The sequence below is a fragment of the Crossiella sp. NPDC003009 genome (assembly GCF_053591555.1).
This window is the reverse complement of the sequence record NZ_JBSFUA010000006.1, coordinates 237,136-262,984: the sequence shown is the minus strand read 5'-3', so window position 1 is coordinate 262,984 and position 25,849 is coordinate 237,136. Positions and strand designations below refer to the sequence as shown.

Genomic DNA, 25,849 nt, shown 5'->3' with positions numbered 1-25,849 from the left:
CTCCAGGCAGGTGGGCCAGCTCACGCCTGCTGTTCGCCCAGCTCGCGCAGCCCGTCGAGGTCCAGCACCGTGATCCGCTGCCGCCCGGTGTCCACCAAGCCGCGCTTGCGCAGGTCGCGCAGCGCCCGCGCCAGCGACTCCCGCGACACCGCCATGGTGTCGGCCAGTTGCTGCTGGCTGACCGACAGCGCGATCTCCACGCCCGCCGCCACCGGCTGGCCGTACTGCTCGGCCAGGTCCAGCAGCAGCGCCACCGCGCGGTGCGCGGCCGGGCCGTCGGTGTACTCGCCGCGCCGCCGGTCGGACTGGCGCAGCCGGTCGGCCAGCACCCGCAGCATCGCCCAGGCGATCCGCGGCTGCTGCTCGCACAGCCGGTCCAGCCGCGCGGCGGGCACGACCAGCGCCTCCACCTCGTCCACCGCGGCCACGTTGGCCGAGCGGGTGCGGCCGTCGACCGCGGAGAGCTCCCCGACGATCTCGCCGGGACCGCAGATCGCCACCACCGCCTCCCGCCCGGCCACCGAGCCGGTGCTGACCCGGATCCGCCCTGCCAGCACCACGAACACGTGCTGGGACGGCTCGCCCTGGCTCCAGATCACCGCGCCGGGTGCGAACCGCCGCCGGGTGCCTGCCGAACGCATCGCGGCACGCTCGGCCGGCTCCAGAAGCCCCCAGAATGTGCCGATCGACGGCCGCCTTCCCCATGACCCGACAGTTGTCCGGCTCCCACACTGCTCCGCCAGGGTGTGCGCTTCCGTGACCGTCATCACGCTCATCACGGATAGGTTGCGATCCGCTGAGAACAGTCCGACACGGGTGTCGAATATGCCGCTTTTTCCGCGCGGCAGGCCCGCGGCGGTGCATCATCCCGGCATGAGCACGGGGGCGAGAAGCCGACTTTCGGACCTGGCGAAGCGTTACTGGACCAGGGGCGCTCCTGGCCGGGAGACACCGCAGGAGCTGCTCACCGGGCTGTTCCGGCTGTGGCTGGTCGCGCTGTTCCTCAAGGTCCTCGGCGCCTCCTGGGACGTCTCCTGGCACTTCAAGTGGCTGCGTGACGACACCGCGCCACCGCACATGATCAACATCACCGGCAACGCGATCGTGGTCGCGCTGGTGCTCTTCCACGGCTACACCGGCTACGGCGCGGACCGGCTCGGCCTGCGGCTGATGCAGTGGGGCGCGGGCATCTTCTTCACCGCGGTGCCGCTGGACCTGATCAACCACCGGGTCAACGGCCTGGACATCACCTCATGGAGCATCTCGCACGCGCTGCTCTACCTGGGCACCGCGGTGATGATCTCCGGCGCGATCCGGGCCTGGTGGGTCGGCGCGCCGCGCGAGGGCAACCAGCGCGCGGTGGTGCTGGGCCTGTTGTGGCTGTTCTTCTTGGAGAACGTGTGGTTCCCCAACCAGCACCAGGAGTACGGCGTGCTCTCCATCGCCGCCTGGGACCGCGGCACGCCCTACGCCGAGCCGATCCTGCTGCAGTTCGCCGCCGACCAGATCGGCAAGGCCCAGGTGGACCGGGACTCGCTGGTGGCCTTCTCGCTGCCGGTGCCGGACTGGGTGTACCCGGTGTGGGCGTGCACCGCGGCGCTGCTGGTGCTGGCCATGGCCAGGGCGATGGTGGGCCGTCGCTGGACCGCCACGCTGGTCGCGGCCGGTTACGTGGGCTTCCGCGCGCTGCTGTGGCCGCTGCTGTCCGGTATCGACTTCCCGCCCTCGGCGGTGCCGTTCTTCTTCGTGCTGGCCGCGCTGGGCGTGGACCTGGCCTTCCTGCTGCCGGTGCCGGAATGGGCGCGCCCGCTGCTCGGCTCGCTGCTCGCGGTCGGCCTCGGCTACGGCGCGGTCGCCGCCCAGGGGTTCCTGCTGGTCGCACCGCCGGTGGACTACGGCTCCGCGCTGCCCGCGGCGATCCTGCTGGCGGCCGGCTGGTCGCTGGTGGTGTGGCTGCACCAGCGCCGCGGCTGGCGGGTGCTGCCCAGCGGCGCGGCCGTGGTCAGCTGACCACCGGCGCCCTGGTGAGCACCACGGCCACCCCGTAGGCCAGGCCCATCACGCCGACCTCCAGGGTCGCCCAGCCGAGCAGCGCGGTGCGCTCCCGGCGGGCGATCCTGGGCAGCAGCCGGAACCGGATGTGCGCGCCGGTGGCGGCCAGCAGCACCAGGAACACCGTCTTGGCGATGATCAGCCAGCCGTAGACGCTGGTGAGCAGGCCGCCGGGCAGGCCGCCGCCCGGGGTGAGCGCGATCTCGACCAGTCCGTTGAACAGCCCGGTCGCGCCGACCAGGAACAGCGCCACGGTGGCCAGCTTGGAGAACTTGGGCAGCGCGCGGGCCAGCAGTTCGCCGTGGCCGAGCAGCAGGGTGGCGATCACCGCGAGCCCGCCGGTCCAGACCGCCGCGCCCATCACGTGCAGCTCCATGGACACCATGCTCACGTCGTGCCAGCGCCAGTTGGAGGCGTGCCCGGTCAGCGGCAGCAGCAGGATGCCGAACACCGCGACGAAGATCCGCAGCTCGGCGGGCACGGCCTCGCCGAAGCGCACCGCCAGCCGCCCGATCAGCACGCAACCCAGCGCGCAGCCCGCGCTGACCAGCAGGCCCTTGCCCGCCCCGACCAGCAGCACGTAGTCGTAGACCAGCCCCGGCGTGGGCAGCGTGCCCGGCGCGAGGTCGGTGGCCTGCAACACCACCGAGGCCAGCGCGCACACCAGCCACACCGCCGCGGTCCAGACGGTGAGCCTGCGCGCCACCGACAGCACGCCCTCGGTGCGCTCCGGATCGTCGATGCCCACCAGCTTCGGCAGCAGGCTCAGCCCGACGGTGGCCACCGCGGCGATGTCCAGCAGCACCCGCACCACCGGCAACCCGAAGGTCACCAGCGTGAAGGGCCGCGGCAGACCGGGCACCTCCGGCACCGGCACCAGCGCGGTCCCGGCCAGCGCCGCCGCGACCCCCGCGGCCACCAGGCACAGTCCCAGCACCGTACGGGCCAGTACGGGCGAGACCCCCTGCTCCCTGCTCACACCCAGGCTCACCCCGAGCATCCTGCCATCCGCTACCGGCGGGCTCGCAGGGCACGGACCACCGCGTGCACGTAGCGGCGGGCCGAGGGCAGGAACCGGGTCAGGTAGCTGGAGCCGTGAATGTGTCCCGGCAGGTCGAACCAGGTCACCGGCACCCCGGCCGCGCGCAGCCGTTCGAGGTAGGCGGTCCCGCTGCCGCGCAGGGCGTCGAACTCGCAGGTGAGCACCACGGTCGGCGGCAACCCGGTGAGGTCGGCGGCCAGCGCGGGGGAGGCGTACTCGCGCAGCCCGCCGTCCCCGCCGCCGGTGTAGAGGTCGGCCGCGCCCCGCAGGTCCACAGTGGACAGACCAACGCCGGTGTCCACGGCGGTTTTCAGCGTGGTGTCCACGAACGGGATCTCCAGCACCTGCGCCGAGGGCAGCGGGGTGCCCCGGTCCCGTGCCATCAGCGTCGCCGCGGCCGCCAGCCCGGCCCCGGCCGACACACCGCCGATCGACACCCGCGCCGGGTCGATACGCAGCTCGGCGGCTTGTGCGAGCGTCCACTGGAAGGCGGCGTACATGTCCTCGGCCGGGGCCGGAAAGGGGTGTTCGGGGGCCAGCCGGTAGGCCACGGACACCACCGCGCACCCCGCGTGCGCGCAGTACCAGCGGCAGAGCGGGTCGGTGTCCTCGATCGAGCCGAGCCAGAACGCGCCGCCGTGCGCGAAGACGTGCGCCGGGAACGGGCCGGGGCCGTGCGGGAGGTAGATCCGGAGCAGGATCTCGCCGCCGTCCACCGGGATCCGGCGGGCCAGCACCCTGGCCGGCGCCGGCGGGCGGGCCATCAGGCGGTGGATCACCCGGTAGGAGCGGGCGTCCCAGTCCCGGTAGTCGGCCAGGGACTTCAGCTCCGGGGTGCGCACCCGCCGCAGGAGCCAGAGTCCCAACCGGACCGCGGGGTGCAACGCCACAGCGTGATCTTAGGCAGGCGCGAGCACCTCGGCGGTGTGCGCCATCGACACCAGCAGTGGCCCGTGCGGCTCCGGCCGCTCGGCCAGCAGCGCGCGCAACCGGTCGGTGGCCGCCCTGACCTCGCCCTCGGCGTCGCCCGGATCGGCGCTCAGCGCGCAGACCGCCTCGGCCAGCGGTGGCAGCAGCTCGCGGTAGCCCGCCGGGGGAGTCGCCAGGTCGCGCAGGGTGTCGGACTGGTGGCGCAGCTCCTCGGCGACCCGGCACAGCGCGCGCAGCGCGGCGGCCCTGCGATGGGCTTCGTCACGGCCGCGGTGCCGCGGGTTCCAGCGGGTGCTCTCGGCGTCCCTGCGGTTGGCGCGCTGCGCGGCGTGCGCCTGGTCGCAGAGCTCGTCGGCGCGGCGGGCCCAGTCCCGCGCCGCACCCTCGCCCTCGGCCATGTCCCTGGCCAGCTGGGCCAGGTTCTCGGCGAGGCCGTGTAGCGCCCGGCGGGCGTCCCGCAGGTGCGCCGGTGGCAGCAGGAACAGGTTGACCGCGGCCCCGATCAGCACGCCCAGCCCGCTCTCGGCCACCCGCAGCGCCAGGTACTGCTCCTCGGTGGCCATGCCGTAGGCGAGCATCAGCAGCGCGGTGACCGCCACCCACTCCCCGTTCTCACCGAAGACCCGCCACCGCCCCAGCGCCAGCCCCGCCAGCACCACCACCCCCAGCGCGAGCAGCGGCCAGGGGATCAGCTCACCGGCCACGAAGGCCAGCACCACCCCGGCCAGCAGCGCGCCCAGTTGCTGCACGCCGTTGGCGAATGACCGGTAGACGGTGTCGCTGACCACGTAGAAGGCCGCGTAGGGGGCCAGGAACGGGTGCGGCACCTTGAGCAGCCAGGCGGCGACGAACCAGGCCAGCACGGCGGCCACCGCGGTCTTGGCGGACTGGATCCAAAATTGGCGTTCGCTCATCACTTACCCGGGTATCCCCTGGTTCGGGGTTCAAGCCGGGAGGTCGGGTGGAGCTGGTGCTGGCGGTCGCGGGCGGGCTCGCCCTGCTCGCGGCCGTGCTGCCGAGGGTGCTGCACGGCCGCGCGCTGTCCGCGCCGCTGGTGCTGACGCTGCTGGGAGCCTCGGTGTTCTTGCTACCCGAAGGCCTGGTGCGGCTGGATCCGAGGCCGGAGCTGGACCTCGTGCAGCTGCTCACCGAGCTGGCGGTGATCGTCTCGGTGGCCGGCGCCGGCCTGAAGCTGAACCGGCCGATCGGCTGGCGGGGCTGGGGATCGACCTGGCGGTTGCTGGGGATCACGCTGCCGCTGTCGGTGGCCGCGGTGACGTTCCTGGCGCTGGGACTGCTCGATGTGCCGGTGGCGGCGGCCCTGCTGCTCGGCGCGGCGCTGGCGCCCACCGACCCGGTGCTGGCCTCCGAGGTGCAGGTGCCCGGACCGGATGAGGCGGAACTGGGCAGTGACAACGAGGTGCGCACCACGCTGACCGCGGAGGCCGGGCTCAACGACGCGCTGGCCATGCCGTTCGTGCTGGCCGCGGTGACCCTCGCGGCGCACGGCGAGCTGGGGGTGCGCTGGGTGCTGACCGAGGTGGTGTGGTCGCTGGCCTGCGGGATCGCGGTCGGCTGGCTGGTCGGCAAGGCGCTGCACCGGCTGTTCTTCCGGGCGCGCTCGCGCTCGCTGCGGCTGGCCGAGCACACCGACGGGTTTGTGCTGCTCGCGGTGGCGCTGCTGCCGTTCGGGCTGGCCGAGCTGGCCGGCGGACTGGGGTTCCTGGCGGTGTTCGTCTGCGCCTACGTGGTGCGCGGCAACGCCGAGTCGCACGACTACCACGAGGTGCTGCACGACTTCGGTGAGCAGCTGGAGGTGCTGTTCGTGGCGGCGCTGCTGACCGCGCTGGGCGTGGCGGTGGGCAGCGGGCTGCTGGCCGGGCTGCGGCCGGTGGAAGTGCTGTTCGCGGTGCTGGTGGTGCTGGTGGTGCGGCCGCTGCTGGGCGGGCTGGCGCTGCTCGGCGGGGCGGCGCGGCCCAGGGCGGCCGCGGCGATCGCCTTCTTCGGCATGCGCGGTATCGGCACGCTGTTCTACCTGGCTTTCGCCTTGGGACACGCCGACTTCGGGCCGGTCGATCCGCTGTGGCGGGTGGTGACCTGCGTGATCCTGCTCTCGGTCGTGCTGCACGGGCTGACCGCCGGGCCGGTGATGCGGCGGCTGGAACGCCGTGGCGCGCACCAGCCCCGGCGCTGACCCGGTGACTCGGCTACCGTCGGGTGCATGGCGTTGACCGAGGTGGACGCGATCGTGATCGGCGCAGGCCCGAACGGGCTGGTCGCGGCGAACCTGCTCGCCGACCAGGGCTGGGACGTGCTGGTGCTGGAGGCCGAGGAGGCCCCCGGCGGCTCGGTGCGCACCGCGGAGATCACCGCGCCCGGCTTCCACAACGACCTGTTCAGCTCCTGCTACCCCTTCGGCGTGGCCTCCCCGGTGCTGGCCGGACTGGACCTGGGGGCGCACGGCCTGCGCTGGCGCAACGCGCCGCACCCGCTCGCGCACGTGCTGCCCGACCAGCGCGCCGCCCGCCTCGGCGCCACACCAGAAGACACCGCGGCCTCGGTCAGCACTTTCGCCCCCGGTGACGGCGAGGTCTGGCTGGCGGAGTTCGCGCGCTGGCAACGGGTGCGCGACGGGCTGATCGAGGCGATCCTGCGGCCGTTCCCGCCGGTGCGGCCCGCGCTGACCCTGGGCAGGGCGCTGGGCGTGGCCGAGGGGCTGCGGTTCGCCAGGATGGCGCTGTCCTCGGCGCGCGGCTACACCGGGGAGCGGTTCGCCGGTGAGGGCGCGCGGTTGTTGCTGGCGGGCAACGCGATGCACACCGACCTGAGCCCGGACACGGCGGGCAGCGCGGTGTTCGGCTGGCTGCTGGGCATGCTGGCCCAGGAGGTCGGCTTCCCGGTGCCGGAGGGCGGCGCGGGCGCGCTGACCGCGGCTTTGGTGGCGCGGCTGAACCAGCGCGGTGGCGGTGTCCACTGTGGACGGAAGGTGCGGCGGGTGCTGACCGCGCGCGGCACCGCGGTCGGCGTGGAAGACGTGACCGGGGAACGCTATCGGGCCCGCAAGGCCGTGCTGGCCGACGTGCACCCGGTGTCGCTGTACCGGGACCTGGTAGGGGAGGAGCAGCTCCCGGCGCGGCTGGTCGAGGACCTGGCGCGGTTCGCCTTCGACGACGCCACGGTCAAGATGAACTGGGCGCTGTCCACACCGATCCCGTGGCTGGCCCCGGAAGCGCACGGCGCGGCCGTGGTGCACCTGGGCGCTGACCTCAACGGCCTGAGCCGGTTCGCCACCGACCTGGCCTGCGGCGTTGAACCGAACCACCCGTTCGTCTTGTTGGGACAGATGACCACCGCCGACCCGACCCGTTCGCCCGCCGGCACCGAGGCGGTGTGGGCCTACTTCCACGTGCCACGGGGCCTGGACTGGACGCCGGACCGGCTGCACCGCTACACCGACCTGGTGGAGTCGTTGCTGGAGCGGCACGCGCCGGGTTTCCGGTCACGGATCCTGGGCCGCGCGGTGCAGGCCCCACCGGACCTCCAGGGGCGCAACCCGAGCCTGGTGGAGGGTTCGGTGAACGCCGGCTCGACCGCGCTGAGCCAGCAGCTGGTGTTCCGGCCGGTGCCGGGACTGGGGCGGGCGGACACGCCGGTGGACCGGATGTACCTGGCCGGGGCCGGGGCGCATCCCGGTGGCGCGGTGCACGGCGGGCCTGGCGCGAACGCGGCGCGGGCGGCGCTGGCGCGCAACGGGATCGCCGGTGGCGTGTACCAGACGGCGATCCAGGGCCTGCACCGGTTGGTCTACGGCTGACGGGCCCGGCCGATGGCCATGTCGGCCAACCGGCTCAGCGCCTCCCGGTTGCGCGGCCGCAACAAGGCCGCCTGCACCGCGTTCGGCAGCAGCTTGCCCGGCCCGGCGTCCACCAGCTCCGACATCGCCACCACCGTGGCGCCGTCCTGCGTCGGGGCCAGCTCCAGCCGCACGGTCGCCTTGCCCACCGGCCACATCCGGGCCTCCAGGACCAGCAGCCGGGACGGCTCCAGCTCCCGCACCACGGTCACGTCCTCGACCTGGAGCGGCCACGGGCCGATGCTGTGGTGGATGCGGGTGCCCACCGCGGGCCAGCCGGCGTCCACCTTGCGGATGTGCGAGGCGCCCACCACCCAGCTCCCATAGCTCCAGCCGTCGGCCAGCACCGCGAAGACGGTGCCCGGCGCGGTCTCGATCCGCTGTTCGACCTCGATCATGAAGCCTCCCGTGTCGACCGGGGGATACCCGGCGCGAGCCGGAACATGCTCACGACTTCTGCCGCACGCCCTTGACCACCACCAGCACCAGGGCCAGGGTGATCACCGCCTCGGCCCAGAAGAAGGCGCAGTAGTCGATCATCGAGCCGATCGGCGGCAGGCCGGGAGCGGCGTTGCGGAAGCCGACCAGCGCGAACAGGGTGGCCGCCATCCAGCCCAGCGCGGGCCAGATCATGCCGAGGCCGCGCCGCACGATGTGCAGCGCCCCGGCCAGCACCGACAGCGCCAGCGCCCACATCACGATCACCTGGAACCAGGCCAGGATGAACGTGCTCCGGGACCGCTTGATCAGCAGGTCCGCGCTGACCCCGCCGTCCTCGGCGGCGCCGCTGACCACGCGGGAGAGGAAGAACGGGTCGTGGTCGGCGTAGCTCAGCGTGGTCGGCACGGGTGAGCCGCCCGCGGTGACCTCGAAGTAGAGCGTGGTGCGGTAGCGGTCGAACGGGAAGTCCGAGACCACGCCGTCGTCAAGGGGTATCCGCAGCTCCTTGGCCGGGATGCGCTCGCCTGCGGTGAACCGCAGCGGCGCGGTGGCCACCGAGGAGCTGTCCACCACCAGGTCCTTGCCCGCCGCGCGGTCGTCGCCGTTGTCGCTGAAGGCTCCGCGCGGGGTGATGTGCAGTTGCAGCACCAGTTCCCTGGCCGGGGCGTCCACCCGCTGCACGTAGACCGAGACGTCCACCCGGTCGGCCTGCGCGGTGTCACCGAGCTCGTAGAAGCCTTCCCTGGTGTCCCGCTCGTGGTAGTAGGCCAGCGTGCCGAGCAGGACGGCGAGCAGCACGCCGAGCGGCGCCAGGACGTAGGGCCACCTGCGCATGCTTCCTCCTGCCCGGAAAACGTCACAACCCCGCGCGGCGGCGGGGTTGTGACGAGCGGTTCGCTCAGAGGGCGCCGTGGATGCCCTCGTTCAGGTCGATGTCCAGGGTGTTGTCGTTGAGGTCCAGCGTCAGCAGGCTGATGTCGACGTTCGCGCCCAGCGGCGACCACGAGACCGGTGGCCGCGACCTGGGCGAGACGACGACGCATGCGCGTTCTCCCATCGACGTTCCTGCACTGCTGCGGCGGAATCCGAACACGTCACCGGGTCCTCGGCAAGAGTTGATCATCCGATCCGGCGACGGCCCCGCCCGTGCGGGTGATCCCGCCGAGCGGGCAGGCGGCCGCGGTGGCACAGTGCCTTGCCCGGGCAACCCACGCCGTGGGCAGGTGCGGGCTCAGATCGGGTACTGGCTGTGCTGCGGCCCCACGGTGATCCACCGGGTCGTGGTGAAGGCGTCCACGCCCCAGCGGCCGCCGAACTTGCCGTAGCCGCTCTGGCCGACCCCGCCGAAGGGAGCCTGCGGCTCGTCGGCCACCGACTGGTCGCCGACGTGCGCGATGCCGGTGCGCAGCTGCCGCGCGATGGCCAGGCCCCGGCCCTGGTGGCCGGTCAGGATGCCGGTGCTCAGGCCGTAGCCGGTGTTGTTGGCCAAGGCGACGGCTTCCTCGTCGGTGTCGAAGGTCAGCACCGTGCACACCGGTCCGAAGACCTCCTCGTGCTGGATGCGCATCCGCGGGGTGATGCCGGAGAGCACCGTGGCCGGGTAGCTCGCGCCCTGCGCCGGGCCGCCGCCAGTGTGCAGGGTGGCCCCGGCCTCGACCGTCTCGGCGACCAGGGCGGCCACCCGCTGCGCGGACTCGGCGCTGATCAGCGGGCCGAGGGTGGTCGCGGGGTCGGCGGGGGCGCCGGGGTGCAGGGTGGCGGCGCGGGCGGTGAGCTTTGCGGTGAACTCCTCGGCCACCGCGCGGTGCACCAGCACCCGGTCGGCGGACATGCAGATCTGGCCGGTGTTGGCGAAGGCGCCGAAGTTGACCGCGGCGGCGGCCTGGTCCAGGTCGGCGTCATCCAGCACCAGCACCGAGTTCTTGCCGCCCAGCTCCAGCACCGCGGGCTTGAGGTGCTCGGCCGCGGTCACCCCGATGATCCGGCCGACGCCGGTGGAGCCGGTGAAGTTGACCATCCGCACCCGCTGGTCGGCGATCAGCGTGCGGGCGATCTCGGCGGCGTCCTCGCGGGCGTTGCTGACCACGTTGAGCACACCGGGGGGCAGGCCGGCCTCGTGCAGCAGGTCGGCCAGGAAGTACCCGGCGGCGATCGGCGCGTCCTCGGAGGGCTTGAGCACCACGGTGTTGCCCACCGCCAGCGGCACCGCGAGGGACCGGACGCCCAGGATCACCGGCGCGTTCCACGGTGAGAACGCGGCCACCACGCCCACCGGTTCGCGCACCGCGAGGGACAGCTGCCCGGTGAACTCCGAGCTGAGCACCTCGCCGACCGGCTGGGTGGTCGCGGCGGCGGCCTCGCGCAGGATCTGGCTCGCCAGGTCCACGTTGAACAGGGCCCAGCCCCTGGTGCCGCCGGTCTCCGCGGAGATCAGCTCCACCACCTGCTCGGCCCGCTTTTCCAGCAGGTCAGCGGCCTTGAGTAAGACCGCCCGGCGCTCGCTGGGCTTGGCCGCGGCCCAGGCCGGGAACGCGTCCTGGGCGGCTTCGGTGGCCCGCGTGACGTCGGCCGGGGTGGCCGCGGCGACCTGGGCGTAGACCTCGCCGCTCCAGGGGGAGTGGTCGGGGGCGGTGCGCCCGCTCGCGGCGGGTGTCTCGACGCCGTTGACGATCAGCTGACGGGTGCGCACAGGGAAACTCCTCGGAGGAAAGTGTTCGTGTAGCGAACTTTTGTTCGTCAGGGATACAGTGCAGTCTGGCGTGTTATCGGATAGGGCGTCAACAGTTCGTGCCGTGGAGGGAGCAGGAGTGCCGGTCGAGAACGGGCCACTGGAACGCGGGCTCGCGGTGCTGCGCGCGATCGGCGGGCACCAGGGGCCCCGGCTGCGGCGCGCCGACCTGGCCAGGCTCACCGGACTGGCCCGTTCGCCGATCGACCGGATCGCCGACACCCTGCTGCACCTGGGCCTGCTGCGCGCCGAAGGCCCCGACCTGCTGCCCGCGCCCCGGCTGCTCACCTTCGGCCACGCCTACCTGGACGGCACCGGCTTCATCGCCCCGCTGCGCCCGTTGCTGGCCGAGCTATCCGAACGGCTCGACGAGTCGGTCTCGCTGGCCGTGCCCGATGTCGGCGGCGTGCGCCTTGTCGCCCAGTCGGCCCGGCGGCGGGCGGTCTACCTGGCCTTCCACGTCGGCGGGCTGCTGCCGGAGGACCGGACCGCGGCCGGGGTGGTGCTGGCCGCGGGCTGGGAGCACGAGCAGTTCGAGGAGTGGGCCGCGGCCAGGGCGGCCGACCCGCTGGACCACGGCTATCCCGCGGTGCCCCCGCTGCGGCACCCGCTGCCGCAGCGGCGGCTGACCTTCCAGCGGCGGACCGCGCGGGCCTGGGACCTGGGCTGGTCCCTGGACGAGGAATGGGTCGAACCCGGACTGCTGGCGCTGGCCGCGCCGGTGCGCGGACGCGGTCAGCTCGGCGCGGTCAGCGTGCTCAGCCACACCAGCAGGCACACCCCGGAGACCTTCCGGGAGACCGCGCTGCCGGTGCTGCTGGACGCGGTGCGCGAGATGGAGGCCCGGCTCGCCCAGCCGGACCCGCCGGCCGTGCCGCCACCGGCGCCGGTGGTCCCGGCCAAGGACGAGCCGGGCGTGGAGTTCGTGGCGGCGCTGGCCAGGGGAGTGGCCGTGCTGGGCGCCTTCCGCGCGGGCGGGCTCACCGTGGCCGCCGCCGCGCGGGCCACCGGCCTGCCCAGGGCCACCGCCCGGCGGGCGCTGCTCACCCTGCACGAGACCGGCTACGCCACCGAGGACGAGGGCGTGTTCCACCTGCTGCCCTCGGTGCTGGACCTGGGCTACGCCAAGCTGTCCGCGCTGACCCTGCCCGAGCTGCTGGACCCGCACCTGGCCGAGCTGGCCGCCGCGACCGGGGAACCGGTGGCCGCCGCCGTGCTCGACGGGGCGGACCTGCGCTGCGCCGCGGTGGTCGGCACCGGGCGGGTGGTCCGCCTCGACCTGGCGGTGGGCTCCCGGCGACCGGCCGCGGACTCCGCACTCGGCCGGGCCATGCTCGCCGGGCGGGACTGGGCGGAGGTCGACGCCGAGCTGCCGGACGGGGTGCGCTGCCTGGCGGTCCCGGTGCCGGGCGGCGTGCCGCTCGCCTCGGCCGACCTGGCCCGCGGCGGCGGCCCGCTCGCCCTGGCCGTGCTGCCCACCGGACCCGCGGCAACGGAGGAGGTGTTCACGCAGCTCAGAGCGGTCGCCGCCCGGGTGGAGGCCGATCTGCGGCTGACCGGAGGCTTCTGAAAAACTAGCGACTATGGCAGATCCCAGGGCGGAGGCCGCGGTGCGCACCAGGGTGCGGGTGCCGCTGCGCTTCGGCGACGGCTTTGGTGTGACCGCGACCGCGGTGACCTTCCACGGCCTGGCTGACGGACTGGAACACCTGGCCCTGGTCTTCGGCGAGCCGGAGCGGACCCCGGAACCGTTGGTGCGCCTGCACTCCGAGTGCCTGACCGGCGACGTGTTCGGCTCGGCCCGCTGCGACTGCGGACCGCAGCTGCGCGAGGCCGCCGAGCGGATCGGCCAGCGCGGCGGCGTGCTGCTGTACCTGCGCCAGGAGGGCCGCGGCATCGGCCTGTACAACAAGCTGGACGCCTACGCCCTGCAGGACGACGGCCTGGACACCTACGCCGCCAACACCGCCCTCGGCCTGCCCGAGGACGGCCGCGACTACACCCCGGCCGCGCAGATGCTGCACGCGCTCGGCGTCGGCGAGCTCGACCTGCTGACCAACAACCCGGACAAGGCCGCCCAGCTGCGCGCCCTCGGCGTGCGCATCCGCCGCACCGTGCCCACCGGCGTCTTCGCCACCGAGAGCAACCTGCGCTACCTGCGCGCCAAGGCCGACCTCACCGGCCACACCATCCCGCTGCACGGCCTGGCCGGCTGAGCCCTCAGCCCAGGAACTCGTCCACGTTCGCCCGGAACACCGCCGGATCGTCCAGCCAGATCTGGTGCGCCGCGCCGGGCACCTCGACGTGCACCGCCTTGGGGAACAACGCGACCATGGACTCCACCACCTTGGGCCGCGGCCCGGTGTCCACCTCGCCGGAGAACATCAGCACCGACCCGGTCAGCCGGGCCAGTCCCGCCCTGGTGGCCTCGGGGTCGAACGCGCCCTCACCCGGATAGGCCGTGGCGGCCTCGCCGTTGCGGTGGCGGTCGCAGAACTCCGCGTGCGCCCGCGTCTCCGCGTTCCAGTCCCGATACCCGAACGGCGCGAGCTTGGCCGCCAGCTCCGGACCCGTCTCACCGGCCCGCAGCCGCGCCAGCGCGGCCATCGCCTCCGGGTACCACGGTTCGCCTGCCCGCAGCGCGATCGCCTCGTCCCGGTCCGACAGCGGGAACTCGATACCCACCGCCCGCGCCCGCCCGGCGATCAGCACCAGGCGCTCCACCCGCTCCGGATGCGCACCCGCGTAGGACAGCGCGAGGTCCCCGCCCGCGGAATGCGCGAGCAGGTCGATCCGCTCCAGTCCGAGGTGGACCCGCAGCGCCTCGACATCGGGGACCTGGCGGTCACAGCGATAGGTGGCGGGATCGGCGGGGACGGCGGAGTCGCCGGTGCCGCGCAGGTCCAGGCGGATGAGGGTGCGGCGCTCGGTCAGCCCGGCGAGATCACCGAGGTAGGCCGAGGCGGTCATCGGTCCGCCGGGCAGGCAGATCAGCGGCGCGCCGGTGCCCTCGACGTGGTAGGCGAGCAGGGTGCCGTCGGGAGCGGTGAAGGTGGGCATGGGCGCAGCGTAGGTGGGGTCGGGGGATCGCGGGGGCGGTTTGGCCGCGCTGACGGGCCGGGGGACTGGCGTGGGCGTTGGCGAGGGGGTGCCTGGGCGGCCGCAGGTGTTCAGCGGGGTGGGGATGTTCGGCGGGTGCTGGCGTTGGGCGAGCGGGATGTCGGGCGGGTGCTGGCGTGGGGCGAGGTGAGGGTCTGGGGTGGACGCTGCCGTGGGGCGGGGCGGGGCGAGGCGGGGCGTGGGTGTGGGGCGAGGCGGGGCGAGGGTGCGGGGCGGGTGCTGGCGTCGGGCGGGGCGAGGGTGCGGCGCGGTCGCTGGCGTTGGGCGAGGTTGAGGGGCGGTCGCTGGCGCGAGGCGAGGCTGCGGGGCGGGCGCTGCCGTGGGGCGAGGCTGCGGGGCGGGCGCTGCCGTGGGGCGGGGCGAGGCTGCGGACGGTCGCTGGCGTGGGGCGAGGCGAGGCGAGGCGAGGCTGCGGGGTCACTGGCGTGGGGCGGGGCGGGTGCTGCCGTGGGGCGGGGTGAGGTGCCGGGCGGTCGCTGGCGTGGCGCGAGGTGAGAGCGTCGCGTGGTCGCACGCGCTTGGCGGGGCGGGCCTGCCGGGCGGTCGCGGGCGGCGATGGCCGGGGCGTGGCGGGGGCGGCGGGGCTGCGGCGGCGCTGGTCAGTCCGGTGTGGACTGGTCGTGGTGCGCGAGCAGGCGGCCCAGCAGCTCCACCAGCTGTTCGCGTTCGGCCGCCGACAGTGGCGCGGTGAGGCGGTCCTGCGCGGAGTCCAGCGCGTGGTCGAGTCTGCGCAGCCGTTCCTTGCCCGCCGGGGTGATGCGGATGATGTTGCGGCGGCCGTCGGCGGGATCCGGGGTGCGTTCGGCGTGGCCCTCGGCGGCCAGCTCGTTCAGCGCGTTGACCACGTCGCTGCGGTCCATGTTGCCGCGCCTGCCCAGTTCCGCCTGACTCGCCGGGCCGAACTCGTGCAGGGTGGCCAGCAGCCGGTAGTGGTAGCCGCGGGCGCATTCCGCGCCGAAGACCTCGGTGACCAGTCGCCTGGCGTGCGTGGCGGTCTGGGTCAGCAGGTAGGTCGGGCGGGTGCTCAGCCGGCGCGGGGCCTCGGACATGGCACCAGCCTAACAGGATTGTTGGCAACACCAACGGTTCGTGTTAGCGTTGGTGACACCAACGAAATGAGGGGTCATGACCGAGATGCAGGAACTGTTGGACCGCAACGAGATCACCGCACTGCTGGCGCGGCTGGGGCGCTGGCTGGACGGCCAGGGCGGGGATCCGGGGGAGATCTACGACGCGGAGGTGGTGGTGCGCAGTCCGCGCGGGGAGTTCCGCGGACTCGCCGCGGTGGCCGAGGTGGCCGCGCCCCGGCCCGGTGAGGAGCTGGCCCAGCACTTCCACACCGATGTGCTGGTGTGGCAGGACGGTGACCGGGCCACGGTGCACGCCAACCAGCTGGTGCGCTTCTTCCACCAGGACCAGCCGCCGCACCGCACCTCCGGCCTGCGCCTGACCTACCAGGTGCGGCGCAGGCCGGAGGGGTGGCGAGTAACCGAGGCCACCATCGAGCTGGTCTGGCTGGACTCCAGGTCAGCGTGACGGAACGCCTGGGCCCCACGGGATCCCGAGTGCCCACCAGGCCAGGAACAACACCGTCCAGCTGAGTGTCATGGCCACCGCCAGCGGCAGCGTGTAGGAGGCCAGGGTGCCGATGCCCGCGTTCTTCCGATAGCGCTGCATGAAACCCAGCGCCATGATGAAGTACGGGCTCATCGGCGTGATCGCGGTGGAGCCGGAGTCGGCGATGCGGAACAGCGCCTGGGTGGTCTCCGGCGAGATGTGCACCAGCATCAGCATCGGCACCAGCACCGGGGCCGCGATGGACCACATCGCCGAACCGCTGGTCACCATCACGTTGACCAGGGTGAGCAGCACCAGCACCAGCAGGAAGATCACCGGGATCGGCATGCCGCTGTCGCGGAAGACCTCGGCCGCCTCCACCGCCAGCACATCACCGAGGTGGGTCCACTCGAAGTAGGCCAGGAACTGGGCGATGGCGAAGAACAGCACCAGCACCGGGGCCATCTGCTTGAGACCCTCGACCATCAGCTTCGGCACGTCACCGGCCTTGCGGATGGTCCCGGCGGTGACGCCGTAGACGATGCCGACCACGCCGAAGAGCAGCGCGACCACCGCGGCGATGCCGTCCAGCAGCGGGGAGTCGATGATGCTGCCGCCCTTGCCCCGCAACGGGGACCAGCTCGGCAGGGTGAGGGCGGCCAGCAGGCCCAGGGAGACCGCCAGGGTGGCCAGCGACAACCGCAGGGCCAGGCGTTCCCGTTGCGCGACAACGAGATCGCCGATGTCGGTCAGGTCGGCGTCCGGATCGGGATCCAGGTCCGGGCGCTTGGCCAGCACCAGCTTGGTGACCAGGGTGATCACCAGCGCGAGCAGCACCGAGGAGGCGATGTTGAAGAACCAGTTGCTCAGCGGGGAAACGGTGATCTCCGGGCTGATCAGCCGGGCCGCCGCGGTGGTGATCCCGGCGAAGATGGCGTCGTTGGGGGTGGGCACCGGGCTGGCGTCATAACCGGAGGCGATGGCGGTGTAGGCCACCACGATGCCCAGGATCGGCGACTTGCCGACCGCGCGGAAAGCCAGGCCGCCCAACGGGACCAGGATGATGTAGGCGGCCGCGGAGGCCACGTGCGCCACGGTGCCGGCGAAGGCCACCGCGAACACCACCCAGGAGGCGGGCACCCTGGACACGCTGACTTTCATCAGCGTGCCGAGGAACCCGCTGCGCTCGGCCACCGCGACACCCATGATCACCACCACGATGGTGGCCATCGGCGGGAACTTGGCGAAGTTCTCCACCATGGTGGACAGCGCCATGGCCAGGCCGTCGCCGCTGAACAGGTTCCGCACGGTGACGGTCTTGCCGTTGCTCGGCGAGATCACCGAGACGTCGAACCCGGCCAGCACCGCGCTGATCGCGCCCAGCAGCAGGGACAGCAGCCAGAACAGCCAGAACGGGTGCGGCAGCGCGTTGCCGGCGCGCTCGATCACGGCCAGCAGCCGGAGCACCCCCGGCAGCTTGGGTTTCTCCGTGGCAGGGGAGGTGGTCATGTCGGGGTCCCTGGCCTTCAGCGGGGCAGCCGGTAGTCGCGGACGAAGCGCCACAGCACCTCGTGCGCCTCGATGGTCTGGGTAGTGACGCCGCCGCCGCTGTAGCTGTCCGCGCCCGGCCAGGTGTGCCCGCCGCCACTGACCGCCACGTGCTCGACCTCGACCCCGCCCTTGCAGCCGGTGCGGCCGGTGACCGTGATGTCCTCGCCGACCTGATGCTGCGGCAACGACTTCCGGCACTTGTCCCGATCGGCCCACTGGCGCACCCAGCTCTGGATCGCGGGCAGGCCGCGGTCCTCGTCGCCGGTGTAGGGGATGGTGGCATCGGCGGTGCCGTGGAACTCGATCACCGGCACCGGGCGGGACGGGCGGCAGCTGATCCCGTTGGGGTAGAAGGCGCCCGCGACCGGTGCGATGGCGGTGATCCGGTCGGCCATGGTGCAGGCCAGGATCCCGGTGAACCCGGCGCCGTTGGACTTGCCGGTGGCGTACACCCGCCGGTCGTCCACGCACAGCGTCTGCTCCAGCGAGTCCAGCAGGCCGCGGGTGAAGGCCACGTCGTCCACGCCGGCCGCGGAGTAGGGCGCGCCCTGCCAGGCCTGCCGGTTGCCCTCGCCGGTGCCGATGACCCCGTTGGGGTAGACCACCACCGCGGGCAGGGTGGACAGCTTGGCGAACTCCTCGGTGGCCGCACCGGTGCTGCCCCTGCCGTGGAAGGCCAGCACCAGTGGCCAGTCCTTTGTGGACTCGTAGTCGGCAGGCAGGTGCAGCTGGTAGGTGCGGTCGCGGCCGCCGCTGCTGATCTGCTGGAGTGCGCTGGTGCCCGGCGGCTGCGGCGGTGTCTTGCCGCAACCGCCGGGAAGGGTGGTCCGAGTGGGGGGCTCGGACCAGGCCGCCGTCGCGGCAGCGCTGGGGAGGATCGCGGCGACGGCGGAGATCAGCAGGACCGCGGTGCGCAGTCGGGAGGGACGAGACATGGGAGTCCCTTTCGTCGGCTCTGACGAGGGGTCGAGGGGAAGCTCAGGTGGCGAGCCAGTCGTCGAGGTAACCGACGATCCGGTCCACCACAGTGTCCACAATGGACTCACCGTGCCGCGCGGTGGCGCGTCGCGGATCGCCCAGCACCCCGTTGGGGCTGAGCCGGTCGTAGCGCAGTGCGAGTTTCGGGTGGCCGTCCCGGCGGGAGAGCCGGGCCAGCGGGGTCAGCTGGTCGAGGGTGACGGTGCCGGGGATCAGCAGGTTGGTGCGCACCAGTTCCGGGGCCAGGTGCAGCATCTGCGCGGTCTCGGCCTCGCCGCTGTGCCCGTGCACCTCGCTGACGTTCATCTCGGCCACCACCGCACCGGCCAGCGCGGTCAGCGGGGTCCAGGCGAACTGGAGGTCGGGGTGGGTGGCCAGGAAGTCCTGGGCGACCGTGCCCAGCGCGGCGTTGTTGCCGCCGTGCCCGGTGATCACCAGAATCCGCCGCCAGCCGTGCCGGTACAGGCTCTCGCAATACTCCCGCACCAGGGTGGCGAAAGTGTTGGTGGACAACGAGATCGTGCCGGTGAAGGCCAGGTGGTGCGGGGAGACCCCGACCGGCAGTGAGGGCCCGATCAGCGCGCGCCCGGCCAGCTTGGCCGCGACCAGCTCGGCGACCTGTTCGGCCCTGATCAGGTCGGTGGCCAGCGGCAGGCCGGGTCCGTGCTGCTCGAAGGCGCCCGCTGGCAACAAAACGACCGGGCTGGCCAGCACCGCGGCCTGGGCTTCTTCGGTGGTCAGCTCACCAAGGCGGTGCCTGGTCACGCGCGCTCCGCGGCCACGGCGGCCCTGATCGAGTGCAGGTGCTCGCGCACGAGTCGTTCGGCGAGGCCGGCCTCTCCGTCCCGGACCGCGGCGACGATCTCGCGGTGCTCGGCGTGGTCCCGGTCGCGGTAGTGGTAGCGGTGCCGGATCTCGATCTGCTCCCTGGAGCGCATCTGCAGCAGCGCGTCCACCATCTCCCGCAGCAACCCGTTGCCGGTGACCGCGGCCAGTGCCACGTGGAAGTGCAGCGCGGGCCGGACATCGCCGTCCGGCGGGTGCAACGCGTTGTCCGCGGCCACCTCCAGCGCGGCCAGCGCCTCGGGCACCCTGGCGCGGGCGGCCTCGGCGGCGATCGCGGGTTCGAGCACCAGGCGGGCGTCCACCAGTTCCAGGATGGAGTCCCGGTCCACCGGCGGGCGGTGCGGGTTGGCCAGCAGCCTGCGGTCCAGGCCGGGCCCGACGTAGGTGCCCGAGCCGTGCCGCAGCTCGACCACGCCGGTGGCCTCCAGGCGGCGCAGCGCCTCGCGCACGGTGGGGGTGGTGACGTCGAGCCTGCGCGCCAGGTCCCTGGAGGAGGCCAGTGCCTCACCGGGGACCAGTCGCTCGCTGCGAATGATCTCGACGATGTCCTCGGCCAGCCGCTCGGACAGCGTCTGCTCACGTCGGGTCATAAAGTGACTAAATCACTTGATGAGTGCGCTGGTCAAGCGCGATGTCAGGATGTGCACCCGAACGAGCTGCCTGGGACGGGAGAGTGCGTGGCGCGCGCGGAACGACCGCTGGACGAGGGCGAAGGACCGCTGCTGAACCTGGCCGCTGACCTGCGAAAATTGCGCCGCGAGGCGGGCAGTCCGGCCTACCGCGAGCTGGCCCGCCGCGCGCACTTCGCCGCAGGCACGCTCTCCGAGGCCGCCGGTGGCCGCAAACTGCCCAGCCTTGAGGTGACCCTGGCCTACGTGCGGGCCTGCGACGGCGACCCCGAGCAGTGGCGGGAGCGCTGGTTCGCGGTGGCCGCCGAGCTGCACGGCGACCCGGCGAACCCGCCGCCTGCCGAGGCGCCCTACGTGGGGCTGGCCGCCTTCGGCACCGCGGACGCCGACCGGTTCTTCGGCCGTGAGGAGCTGCTGGCCGAGCTGACCGAGCGGGTCGCCGGGCACCGCTGCGTGGTGCTCACCGGGCCCTCCGGCTCCGGCAAGTCCTCGCTGCTGCGCGCCGGTCTGCTGCACCAGGCCAAGGGCTCGCCGACGCTCCTGCTCACCCCCGGTCCGAGGCCGGTGCAGGAGCTCGCGGTCCGGCTGGCCGCCTTCACCGGGGCGGGCGCGGCCGAGCCGGCCCGCTCGCTGGCCGAGCCGGCGGCGCTGCACCTGACCGTGCGGCAGGCCCTTGACGACCGGGAGGACGACCTGCTGCTGGTGGTGGACCAGTTCGAGGAGGTCTTCACCCTCTGCGCCGACCCGGCCGAGCGGGACCGGTTCCTGGAGCTGCTGCTGACCGCGGCGCGCGCGGTGAACAGCCGGGTGCGGATCGTGCTGGGCGTGCGGGCCGACTTCTACGCGCACTGCGCGGCGCTGCCCGGACTGGTGGAGGTGCTGCGCACCGCGCAGGTGCTGCTCGGGCCGATGAGCACCGAGCAGCTGCGCGCGGTGATCACCCAGCCCGCGCTGCGGGCAGGCTGCCGGGTGGAACCGGACCTGGTCACCCAGATCCTGCTGGAAGCCAGTGGCGAGGCTGCCGTGCTGCCGCTGGTCTCGCACGCGCTGCGGGAAACCTGGGCGCGGCGCAAGGGCGCCATGCTCACCCTGGCCGGATACCAGGCCACCGGCGGGATCAGCCAGGCCATCGCGCGCACCGCCGAGGCGGTCTACGCCGAGCTGACCGCCGGGCAGCAGGACTGGGCGCGGCGGCTGTTCGTCCGGCTGGTCGCACTGGGCGAGGGCACCGAGGACACCGGCCGCCGCCTGGACCGGGCCGAGCTGGAACCCGCCGAGCCGGTGGTGCTGGAGCGGCTGGCCGCGGCCCGGCTGATCAGCCTGGAGCAGGACAGCGTGCGGATCGGCCACGAGGCGCTGATCCGCAACTGGCAGCGGCTGCGGCAGTGGCTGGCCGAGGACCGGGAAGCCCTGCGCAGGCACCGCCGGCTCACCGAGGCCACCGCGCTCTGGGAGTCCCTGGACCACGACCCCGGCGCGCTCTACCGCGGCGCCCGGCTGGCCATGGCCGCCGACCTGCCGCCGGAGTCGCTGACCAGCCGCGAGCGCGAGTTCCTGCGGCTGAGCCGGACCGCGGCCCGTCGCCGGCGACGGTTCGGGCGGGCGCTGGTGGCCGCGCTGGCGGTGCTGCTGCTGGTCAGCGTCAGCGCCACGGTGTACGCGGTGCGGGCGGAGAACGCGATGGCCCGGCAGCGGGACGCGGCTCTGGCGCACAAGGTCGCGGGCGCGGCCGTCGCCCTGCACGCGAGCAGCCCGGAACAGGCGGCGAAGCTGGCCATCGCCGCGCACCGCCTCTCGCCCTCGGCGGAGACCGCGGACAGCCTGCGCAGCGCGCTGGCCGTGCCGCTGACCGGGCACACCGACGCGGTGACCGGCACGGTGTTCAGCGCCGACGGCCGCAGGCTGGCCACCTCGGCCTACGACCGGACCGTGCGGCTGTGGGACCTGGCGGACCCGTTGCGGCCCAAGAAGACCGGCACGCTCACCGGGCACACCGGGCCGGTGCTCGCGCTGGCGCTGAGCCCGGACGGCCGTACCCTGGCCTCCGCGGGGGCCGACCGGACGATCCGGCTGTGGGATCCGGCCGACCCGCAACGCCCGCCGACCGTCCTGAGTGGACACACCGGTTCGGTGGTGTCGCTGGCGTTCAGCCCGGACGGCCGCACCCTGGCCTCGGGCAGCTACGACCACACCGTCCGGGTCTGGGAGCTGGCCACCGGCACGGCGAGCACGCTGACCGCGCACACCCTCAACGTCAAGCGGGTGGTGTTCAGCCCGGACGGCAGGACGCTGGCCACCGCCGGTGATGATCGGACCGTCCGGCTGTGGCGGCTGGACGATCCCCGGCAGCCGGTGGAGCGGGCAGTGCTGACCGGGCACACCGACTTCGTGGTGTCGCTGGCCTTCAGCCCGGACGGCCGCACCCTGGCCTCCGGCGGCGACGACCGCACCATCCGGTTGTGGGACCCGGCCGACCCGGCCCGCGCGCCCGTGGAGTTGCCGGGGCACACCAACGTGGTCTCCGCGCTGGCCTTCAGCCCCGACGGGCGGGTGCTGGCCTCCGGCGGCTACGACCAAACCGTGCGGCTGTGGGCAGGCGGCCGGTCGCTGGCCACCCTGTCCGGGCACACCAGCGCGGTGTTCGCGCTCGCCTTCGCCCCGGACGGCCACACCCTGGCCACCGGCAGCCACGACCGCACCGCGCAGCTGTGGGAGACCGACCTGGCGCTGGCCGAGACCCGCGCCTGTGCCCAGCCCGCGCTCTCCGCGGCGGACTGGGCACAGCACTTCCCCGAAGTCGGCTACCGGGTGTCCTGCTAGGCCCGGCGGGTGAGCCTGCGCGCGGGCAGCCGGATCGAGCACAGTCCAATCAGGACGGTCGTGGCCAGGATGCCTGCGTACACCAGCGGTGGCCCGGCCGGGATCGGGGAGCCGGTGAGGTTGAGGCTGAGCAGGGTCAGCGGCAGCACCGGGACCGCGGAGCCGATCAGCACCGCGATCGAGACCACCAGCGCGGACTCGGCGCGGAACATCCGCCGCACCTGGCTGCGGGTGCCGCCGAGCAGCCGGAGCAGCCCGACCTCGCCCGCCCGGTCCAGGGTGGAGGTGACCAGGCTGTTGACCACCGAGAGCGCCACGTAGAGCAGGATCACGCCGAGCAGCACCCGGTTCAGCCACAGGTTGGCCTCCTGCTGCGCATCAGTGGCCACGATCAGCTGCGCGCGGTCCTGGACCTGAAGGCCGGGGTAGGCGGCGGCCAGTTCGGACAGTCCCTTGTGGACGGACGGGTCCTTGGCCGCGACCAGGATCGAGTCGGCCAGCCGGTCGGTGGTGTGCGGCAGCAGCACATCCTGGGGCAGCAGCACATCGCCGTAGCCCAGGTTGTCCGCGAAGACCGCCACCACCGTCGGCGTGACCTTGGTGCGGTCGCCCAGGTACAGCTCCACCCGCTCGCCGACCGCCTTGCCCAGCCAGGAGGACTCGGACTCGCTCAGCGCCACGGTGTCCCCGCGCAGCTCGGTCAGCGCGCCGCTGACCGCCTTGAGGCCCAGGGTGCCGGACAGCTGCGCGGAGTCCACGCCGTAGGCCTTGGACCGGGACAGCGGTTCCTCGCCGGCGTCCTTGTCCACCGCGATCACCTCGGTGCCCACCAGCGGGGTGGCGGCGGTGACCCCCGGCACCCGCCGTGCCGCCGCGGCCACCTCGGCCGGCACGCCCTGCGGCGCGGTGAGCACGTAGTCGGCGGCGGTGGCCGCGCGGGCCTGGTGCTGGGTGGCCTCGGCCAGGGTCGTGCCGCTGTAGAAGTGGGTGACCGCGAAGCCGATGGTGAGCACCAGCGGGGTCACCGCGGCGGCCAGGCGGCGGGAGTTCGCGGTGCTGTTGTGCGCGGCCAGATAGCGGTCGGCCCTGGCGGAGCGCAGGAACAGCCCCGCGGCGATCCGGGTCGCGGCCGAGGTGAGCACCGGGCCGAGCAGGCCGAGGCCGATGATGGCCAGCAGCGCGGACATGCTGGCCGGGACCTGCGCCACCGGACCGGGGATGAACAGCGTCGAGCAGGCCCCGGCCAGTGCCACACCCAGCAGCGCCCACCCGGTGATCAGGCGCCCGCGGCCCAGTGCCGCCGGTTCCACCGCGGCCTCGCCCAGCGCGGCCGTCGGCTTGAGCTTGAGCATCCGCCGGGCCGCGGTCAGGCTGGCCAGCTGGGCCGCGCCCACGCACAGCAGCACGGTGGCCAGCAACGGGACCGGGCCGAGGGAGAGGGTGAAGTCCTCGGCCACCACGCCGATCGAGGCGAACATGCCCAGCAGCCACTGCGCGGCGAACACACCGGGGGCCAGGCCGAGCAGCGCGGCGAACCCGGACACCAGCAGGGTTTCCGCGGCGATGAGCCGGCGCACCTGCTTCGGAGTGGCCGCGATGGCCCGCAGCAGGGCCAGTTCCCTGCGACGCTGGTTGAGCACCAGTGCCAGCGTGCTCGCGGTCACGAAGACCACGATCATCAGCACGAAACCGGCGAAGGAGCCGGAGACCATCATCAGCACGAACCTGGACTGAGCGCCGTCCAGGTTCTCCGCCTCGCCCCTGTCCAGTCCACTGTGGACGACCACACCGGGCGGCAGGTGCCCGGCCAGGTCAGGGGCCGGGCCGAAGACGCCGATCGCGGAGACCTGGTCCGGCCTGCCGGAGAGGGCGCGCGCGGTGTCGTCGTGGAAGAACACCGCGGACTGGCGCACCAGCCGGTCCCGGCCCGCTGGAGCGGCGAGGCCGCTGACCCGGTAGGCGCGTGGGGCCGAGTCCACCATGATCCGCACCTGGTCACCGGCCGAGATTCCGGCCCGCTGGGCCAGCTCGGCGTCGAGAACCACCTCACCTGAGCGGGGCGCGACGCCGGAGACCAGCGCGAACGGGGTCAGCGGCGCGCTGCCCCAGCCGTGGCCCAGGGTGCGGCCCTGGTCCGCGCCGGGCAGCACCCGGTTGTCCTTGCCCACCACGGTGGCCGGGAAGCTGACCTCGCCGACCGCCCGTTCCACGCCAGGCAGCCGGCGCACCTGCTCCACCAGCGCGGCCGGCAGCGGCACCTGCTCGGCCAGGTCCTCGCTGAGGTCAGTGGTTTCCGCCCGCTCCACGGTGATGGTGCGGTCGCCGCCGAGCACCACCGGCGCGGCCGCGTAGCGCTGCGCCGGGACCCCGCCGAAGAGCCCGGACTGCAACAGCACCCCGCAGGCGGTGAGCAGGACCGCGCCGCCGAACAGGGCGAGGAAGGCCGCGGCGAACCCGCCCTTGCGGGCCCGGATCGTCTGCCAGGCAAAGGAGAACACCGCTCACCACTCCCCGAGGTGGGTCATCCGCTTGGCCACCTGGTCCGCGTCCGGCCCGTGCAGCTCGTCCACGAACCGGCCGTCGGCCAGGAACAGCACGCTGTGCGCGTGTGCGGCGGCCACCGGGTCGTGGGTGACCATCACCACGGTCTGGCCCAGCTCGTCCACCAGCTGGCGCAGCAGCCGCAGCACCTCCGCGCCGGTGCGCGAGTCCAGCGCGCCGGTGGGCTCGTCGGCGAAGACCACCTCCGGCCTGGCCACCAGCGCGCGGGCCACCGCCACCCGCTGCTGCTGCCCGCCGGAGAGCTGGCCCGGCCGCCGGTGCAGCAGCCCGTCCAGGCCGACCCGGTGCACGATCTCGTTGAGCCAGCCCACATCCGCGCTCCGTCCGGCGAAGCGCAGCGGCAGGGTGATGTTGTCGGTGACGCTGAGGGAGGGCACCAGGTTGTAGCCCTGGAAGATGAACCCGATGCGCTCGCGGCGCAGCTCGGTGAGCTTGGTCTCCTTCAGCCCGGTCAGCTCGGTCTCGCCGAGCCGCACCGAGCCGGAGGTGGGCGTGTCGAGCCCGGCGGCGCACTGCAGGAAGGTGCTCTTGCCCGAACCGGACGGCCCCATCACGGCGGTGAACCGGCCACGCGGGATGGCCCTGCTCACCCCGCGCAGCGCCGTGGTCGCGTGGTCACCGCTGCCGTAGACCTTGGTGACCGAGTCCAGTCGTACTGCTGTCATGGCCACGACGGTAGGTTTCAGCTGATGTGCCGCGACATCCCGCGCGGTGCCGGATCAGGGGTGGAGCCAGCTCTA

General features: G+C 73.4%; 23 protein-coding genes. 7 read left to right on the top strand and 16 right to left on the bottom strand.

Translation table 11 applies throughout. From position 1 onward, the window contains the following. Window positions 1-20: 20 nt before the first annotated feature. On the bottom strand, window positions 21-641 hold the full coding sequence (locus tag ACWDY5_RS09740; RefSeq protein WP_449721857.1) for a Crp/Fnr family transcriptional regulator: 621 nt from the start codon (window positions 639-641) through the stop codon (window positions 21-23). A gap of 232 nt (window positions 642-873) precedes the next feature. On the opposite strand from ACWDY5_RS09740, the gene ACWDY5_RS09735 reads away from it, so the two are divergent. Continuing rightward, window positions 874-2,010: a hypothetical protein gene (locus ACWDY5_RS09735; RefSeq protein ID WP_449721856.1), complete on the top strand. Its 1,137-nt coding sequence runs from the start codon at window positions 874-876 to the stop codon at window positions 2,008-2,010. On the opposite strand, the gene ACWDY5_RS09730 is transcribed toward ACWDY5_RS09735, so the two are convergent. Genes ACWDY5_RS09730 through ACWDY5_RS09720 form a run of 3 tightly spaced genes read right to left on the bottom strand, consistent with a single transcriptional unit; the run spans window position 2,003 to window position 4,938 of the window. Next, the gene (locus tag ACWDY5_RS09730) at window positions 2,003-3,031 is read right to left on the bottom strand and encodes a copper resistance D family protein (RefSeq protein ID WP_449721855.1); all 1,029 of its coding nucleotides are present in this window, start codon (window positions 3,029-3,031) and stop codon (window positions 2,003-2,005) included. The genes ACWDY5_RS09735 and ACWDY5_RS09730 overlap by 8 nt on opposite strands. Before the next feature lie 32 nt (window positions 3,032-3,063). After that, the gene (locus tag ACWDY5_RS09725) at window positions 3,064-3,984 is read right to left on the bottom strand and encodes an alpha/beta hydrolase (protein ID WP_449721854.1); all 921 of its coding nucleotides are present in this window, start codon (window positions 3,982-3,984) and stop codon (window positions 3,064-3,066) included. A 9-nt stretch (window positions 3,985-3,993) separates the two neighbouring features. Beyond that, on the bottom strand, window positions 3,994-4,938 hold the full coding sequence (locus ACWDY5_RS09720; protein ID WP_449721853.1) for an FUSC family protein: 945 nt from the start codon (window positions 4,936-4,938) through the stop codon (window positions 3,994-3,996). 47 nt (window positions 4,939-4,985) lie between these two features. On the opposite strand from ACWDY5_RS09720, the gene ACWDY5_RS09715 reads away from it, so the two are divergent. Further along, window positions 4,986-6,218 carry a cation:proton antiporter gene (locus tag ACWDY5_RS09715; protein WP_449721852.1) on the top strand — a complete coding sequence of 411 codons (1,233 nt, stop codon included), beginning with the start codon at window positions 4,986-4,988 and terminating at the stop codon, window positions 6,216-6,218. Between the two features lie 27 nt (window positions 6,219-6,245). Next, the gene (locus ACWDY5_RS09710; RefSeq protein WP_449721851.1) at window positions 6,246-7,838 is read left to right on the top strand and encodes a phytoene desaturase family protein; all 1,593 of its coding nucleotides are present in this window, start codon (window positions 6,246-6,248) and stop codon (window positions 7,836-7,838) included. On the opposite strand, the gene ACWDY5_RS09705 is transcribed toward ACWDY5_RS09710, so the two are convergent. From ACWDY5_RS09705 to ACWDY5_RS09690, 4 genes are all read right to left on the bottom strand, one after another. Next, window positions 7,829-8,275 carry an SRPBCC family protein gene (locus ACWDY5_RS09705; protein WP_449721850.1) on the bottom strand — a complete coding sequence of 149 codons (447 nt, stop codon included), beginning with the start codon at window positions 8,273-8,275 and terminating at the stop codon, window positions 7,829-7,831. The two genes, ACWDY5_RS09710 and ACWDY5_RS09705, sit on opposite strands and share 10 nt — an antisense overlap. Before the next feature lie 49 nt (window positions 8,276-8,324). After that, the gene (locus ACWDY5_RS09700) at window positions 8,325-9,152 is read right to left on the bottom strand and encodes a DUF4436 family protein (RefSeq protein WP_449721849.1); all 828 of its coding nucleotides are present in this window, start codon (window positions 9,150-9,152) and stop codon (window positions 8,325-8,327) included. A 64-nt stretch (window positions 9,153-9,216) separates the two neighbouring features. Further along, window positions 9,217-9,375, bottom strand: coding sequence for a hypothetical protein (locus ACWDY5_RS09695; protein WP_449721848.1), 159 nt, complete (start codon window positions 9,373-9,375; stop codon window positions 9,217-9,219). Window positions 9,376-9,549: 174 nt separating this feature from the next. Further along, entirely contained in the window at window positions 9,550-11,007 is a 1,458-nt protein-coding gene (locus tag ACWDY5_RS09690) for an aldehyde dehydrogenase family protein (protein WP_449721847.1), read from the bottom strand. Between the two features lie 118 nt (window positions 11,008-11,125). On the opposite strand from ACWDY5_RS09690, the gene ACWDY5_RS09685 reads away from it, so the two are divergent. Beyond that, the gene (locus tag ACWDY5_RS09685) at window positions 11,126-12,616 is read left to right on the top strand and encodes an IclR family transcriptional regulator domain-containing protein (protein WP_449721846.1); all 1,491 of its coding nucleotides are present in this window, start codon (window positions 11,126-11,128) and stop codon (window positions 12,614-12,616) included. Window positions 12,617-12,629: 13 nt separating this feature from the next. After that, window positions 12,630-13,262, top strand: a complete 633-nt coding sequence (locus tag ACWDY5_RS09680) for a GTP cyclohydrolase II (protein ID WP_449721845.1) — start codon at window positions 12,630-12,632, stop codon at window positions 13,260-13,262. A gap of 4 nt (window positions 13,263-13,266) precedes the next feature. Here the strand turns inward: ACWDY5_RS09680 and ACWDY5_RS09675 are convergent, their stop codons facing one another. Then, window positions 13,267-14,106, bottom strand: a complete 840-nt coding sequence (locus ACWDY5_RS09675) for an alpha/beta fold hydrolase (RefSeq protein WP_449721844.1) — start codon at window positions 14,104-14,106, stop codon at window positions 13,267-13,269. Between the two features lie 659 nt (window positions 14,107-14,765). Beyond that, a complete protein-coding gene (locus ACWDY5_RS09670) occupies window positions 14,766-15,215 on the bottom strand; it encodes a MarR family winged helix-turn-helix transcriptional regulator (protein WP_449721843.1) in 450 nt (149 codons plus the stop codon). A 76-nt stretch (window positions 15,216-15,291) separates the two neighbouring features. Between ACWDY5_RS09670 and ACWDY5_RS09665 the strand changes: the two genes are divergently transcribed. After that, entirely contained in the window at window positions 15,292-15,702 is a 411-nt protein-coding gene (locus tag ACWDY5_RS09665; RefSeq protein ID WP_449721842.1) for a nuclear transport factor 2 family protein, read from the top strand. Here ACWDY5_RS09665 and ACWDY5_RS09660 read toward each other — a convergent pair. From ACWDY5_RS09660 to ACWDY5_RS09645, 4 genes are read right to left on the bottom strand one after another with little or no spacing between them, the layout of a single operon-like run. Continuing rightward, the gene (locus tag ACWDY5_RS09660; RefSeq protein ID WP_449721841.1) at window positions 15,694-17,232 is read right to left on the bottom strand and encodes an AbgT family transporter; all 1,539 of its coding nucleotides are present in this window, start codon (window positions 17,230-17,232) and stop codon (window positions 15,694-15,696) included. The two genes, ACWDY5_RS09665 and ACWDY5_RS09660, sit on opposite strands and share 9 nt — an antisense overlap. Before the next feature lie 17 nt (window positions 17,233-17,249). Then, window positions 17,250-18,209 carry an alpha/beta hydrolase family esterase gene (locus ACWDY5_RS09655; protein WP_449721840.1) on the bottom strand — a complete coding sequence of 320 codons (960 nt, stop codon included), beginning with the start codon at window positions 18,207-18,209 and terminating at the stop codon, window positions 17,250-17,252. A gap of 43 nt (window positions 18,210-18,252) precedes the next feature. Continuing rightward, window positions 18,253-19,017, bottom strand: a complete 765-nt coding sequence (locus tag ACWDY5_RS09650; protein ID WP_449721839.1) for a creatininase family protein — start codon at window positions 19,015-19,017, stop codon at window positions 18,253-18,255. Further along, window positions 19,014-19,688 (bottom strand): FadR/GntR family transcriptional regulator, encoded by a 675-nt coding sequence (locus ACWDY5_RS09645; RefSeq protein WP_449721838.1) that lies wholly within the window; start codon window positions 19,686-19,688, stop codon window positions 19,014-19,016. Before ACWDY5_RS09645 ends, ACWDY5_RS09650 begins: the two co-directional genes overlap by 4 nt. Before the next feature lie 87 nt (window positions 19,689-19,775). Here ACWDY5_RS09645 and ACWDY5_RS09640 point away from each other — a divergent pair, with 87 nt between their 5' ends. Beyond that, window positions 19,776-22,547, top strand: a complete 2,772-nt coding sequence (locus tag ACWDY5_RS09640; RefSeq protein WP_449721837.1) for an nSTAND1 domain-containing NTPase — start codon at window positions 19,776-19,778, stop codon at window positions 22,545-22,547. Here the strand turns inward: ACWDY5_RS09640 and ACWDY5_RS09635 are convergent. Then, window positions 22,544-25,045, bottom strand: a complete 2,502-nt coding sequence (locus ACWDY5_RS09635; protein WP_449721836.1) for an ABC transporter permease — start codon at window positions 25,043-25,045, stop codon at window positions 22,544-22,546. The genes ACWDY5_RS09640 and ACWDY5_RS09635 overlap by 4 nt on opposite strands. Before the next feature lie 3 nt (window positions 25,046-25,048). Next, a complete protein-coding gene (locus tag ACWDY5_RS09630) occupies window positions 25,049-25,774 on the bottom strand; it encodes an ABC transporter ATP-binding protein (RefSeq protein ID WP_449721835.1) in 726 nt (241 codons plus the stop codon). Between the last annotated feature and the right edge of the window lie 75 nt (window positions 25,775-25,849).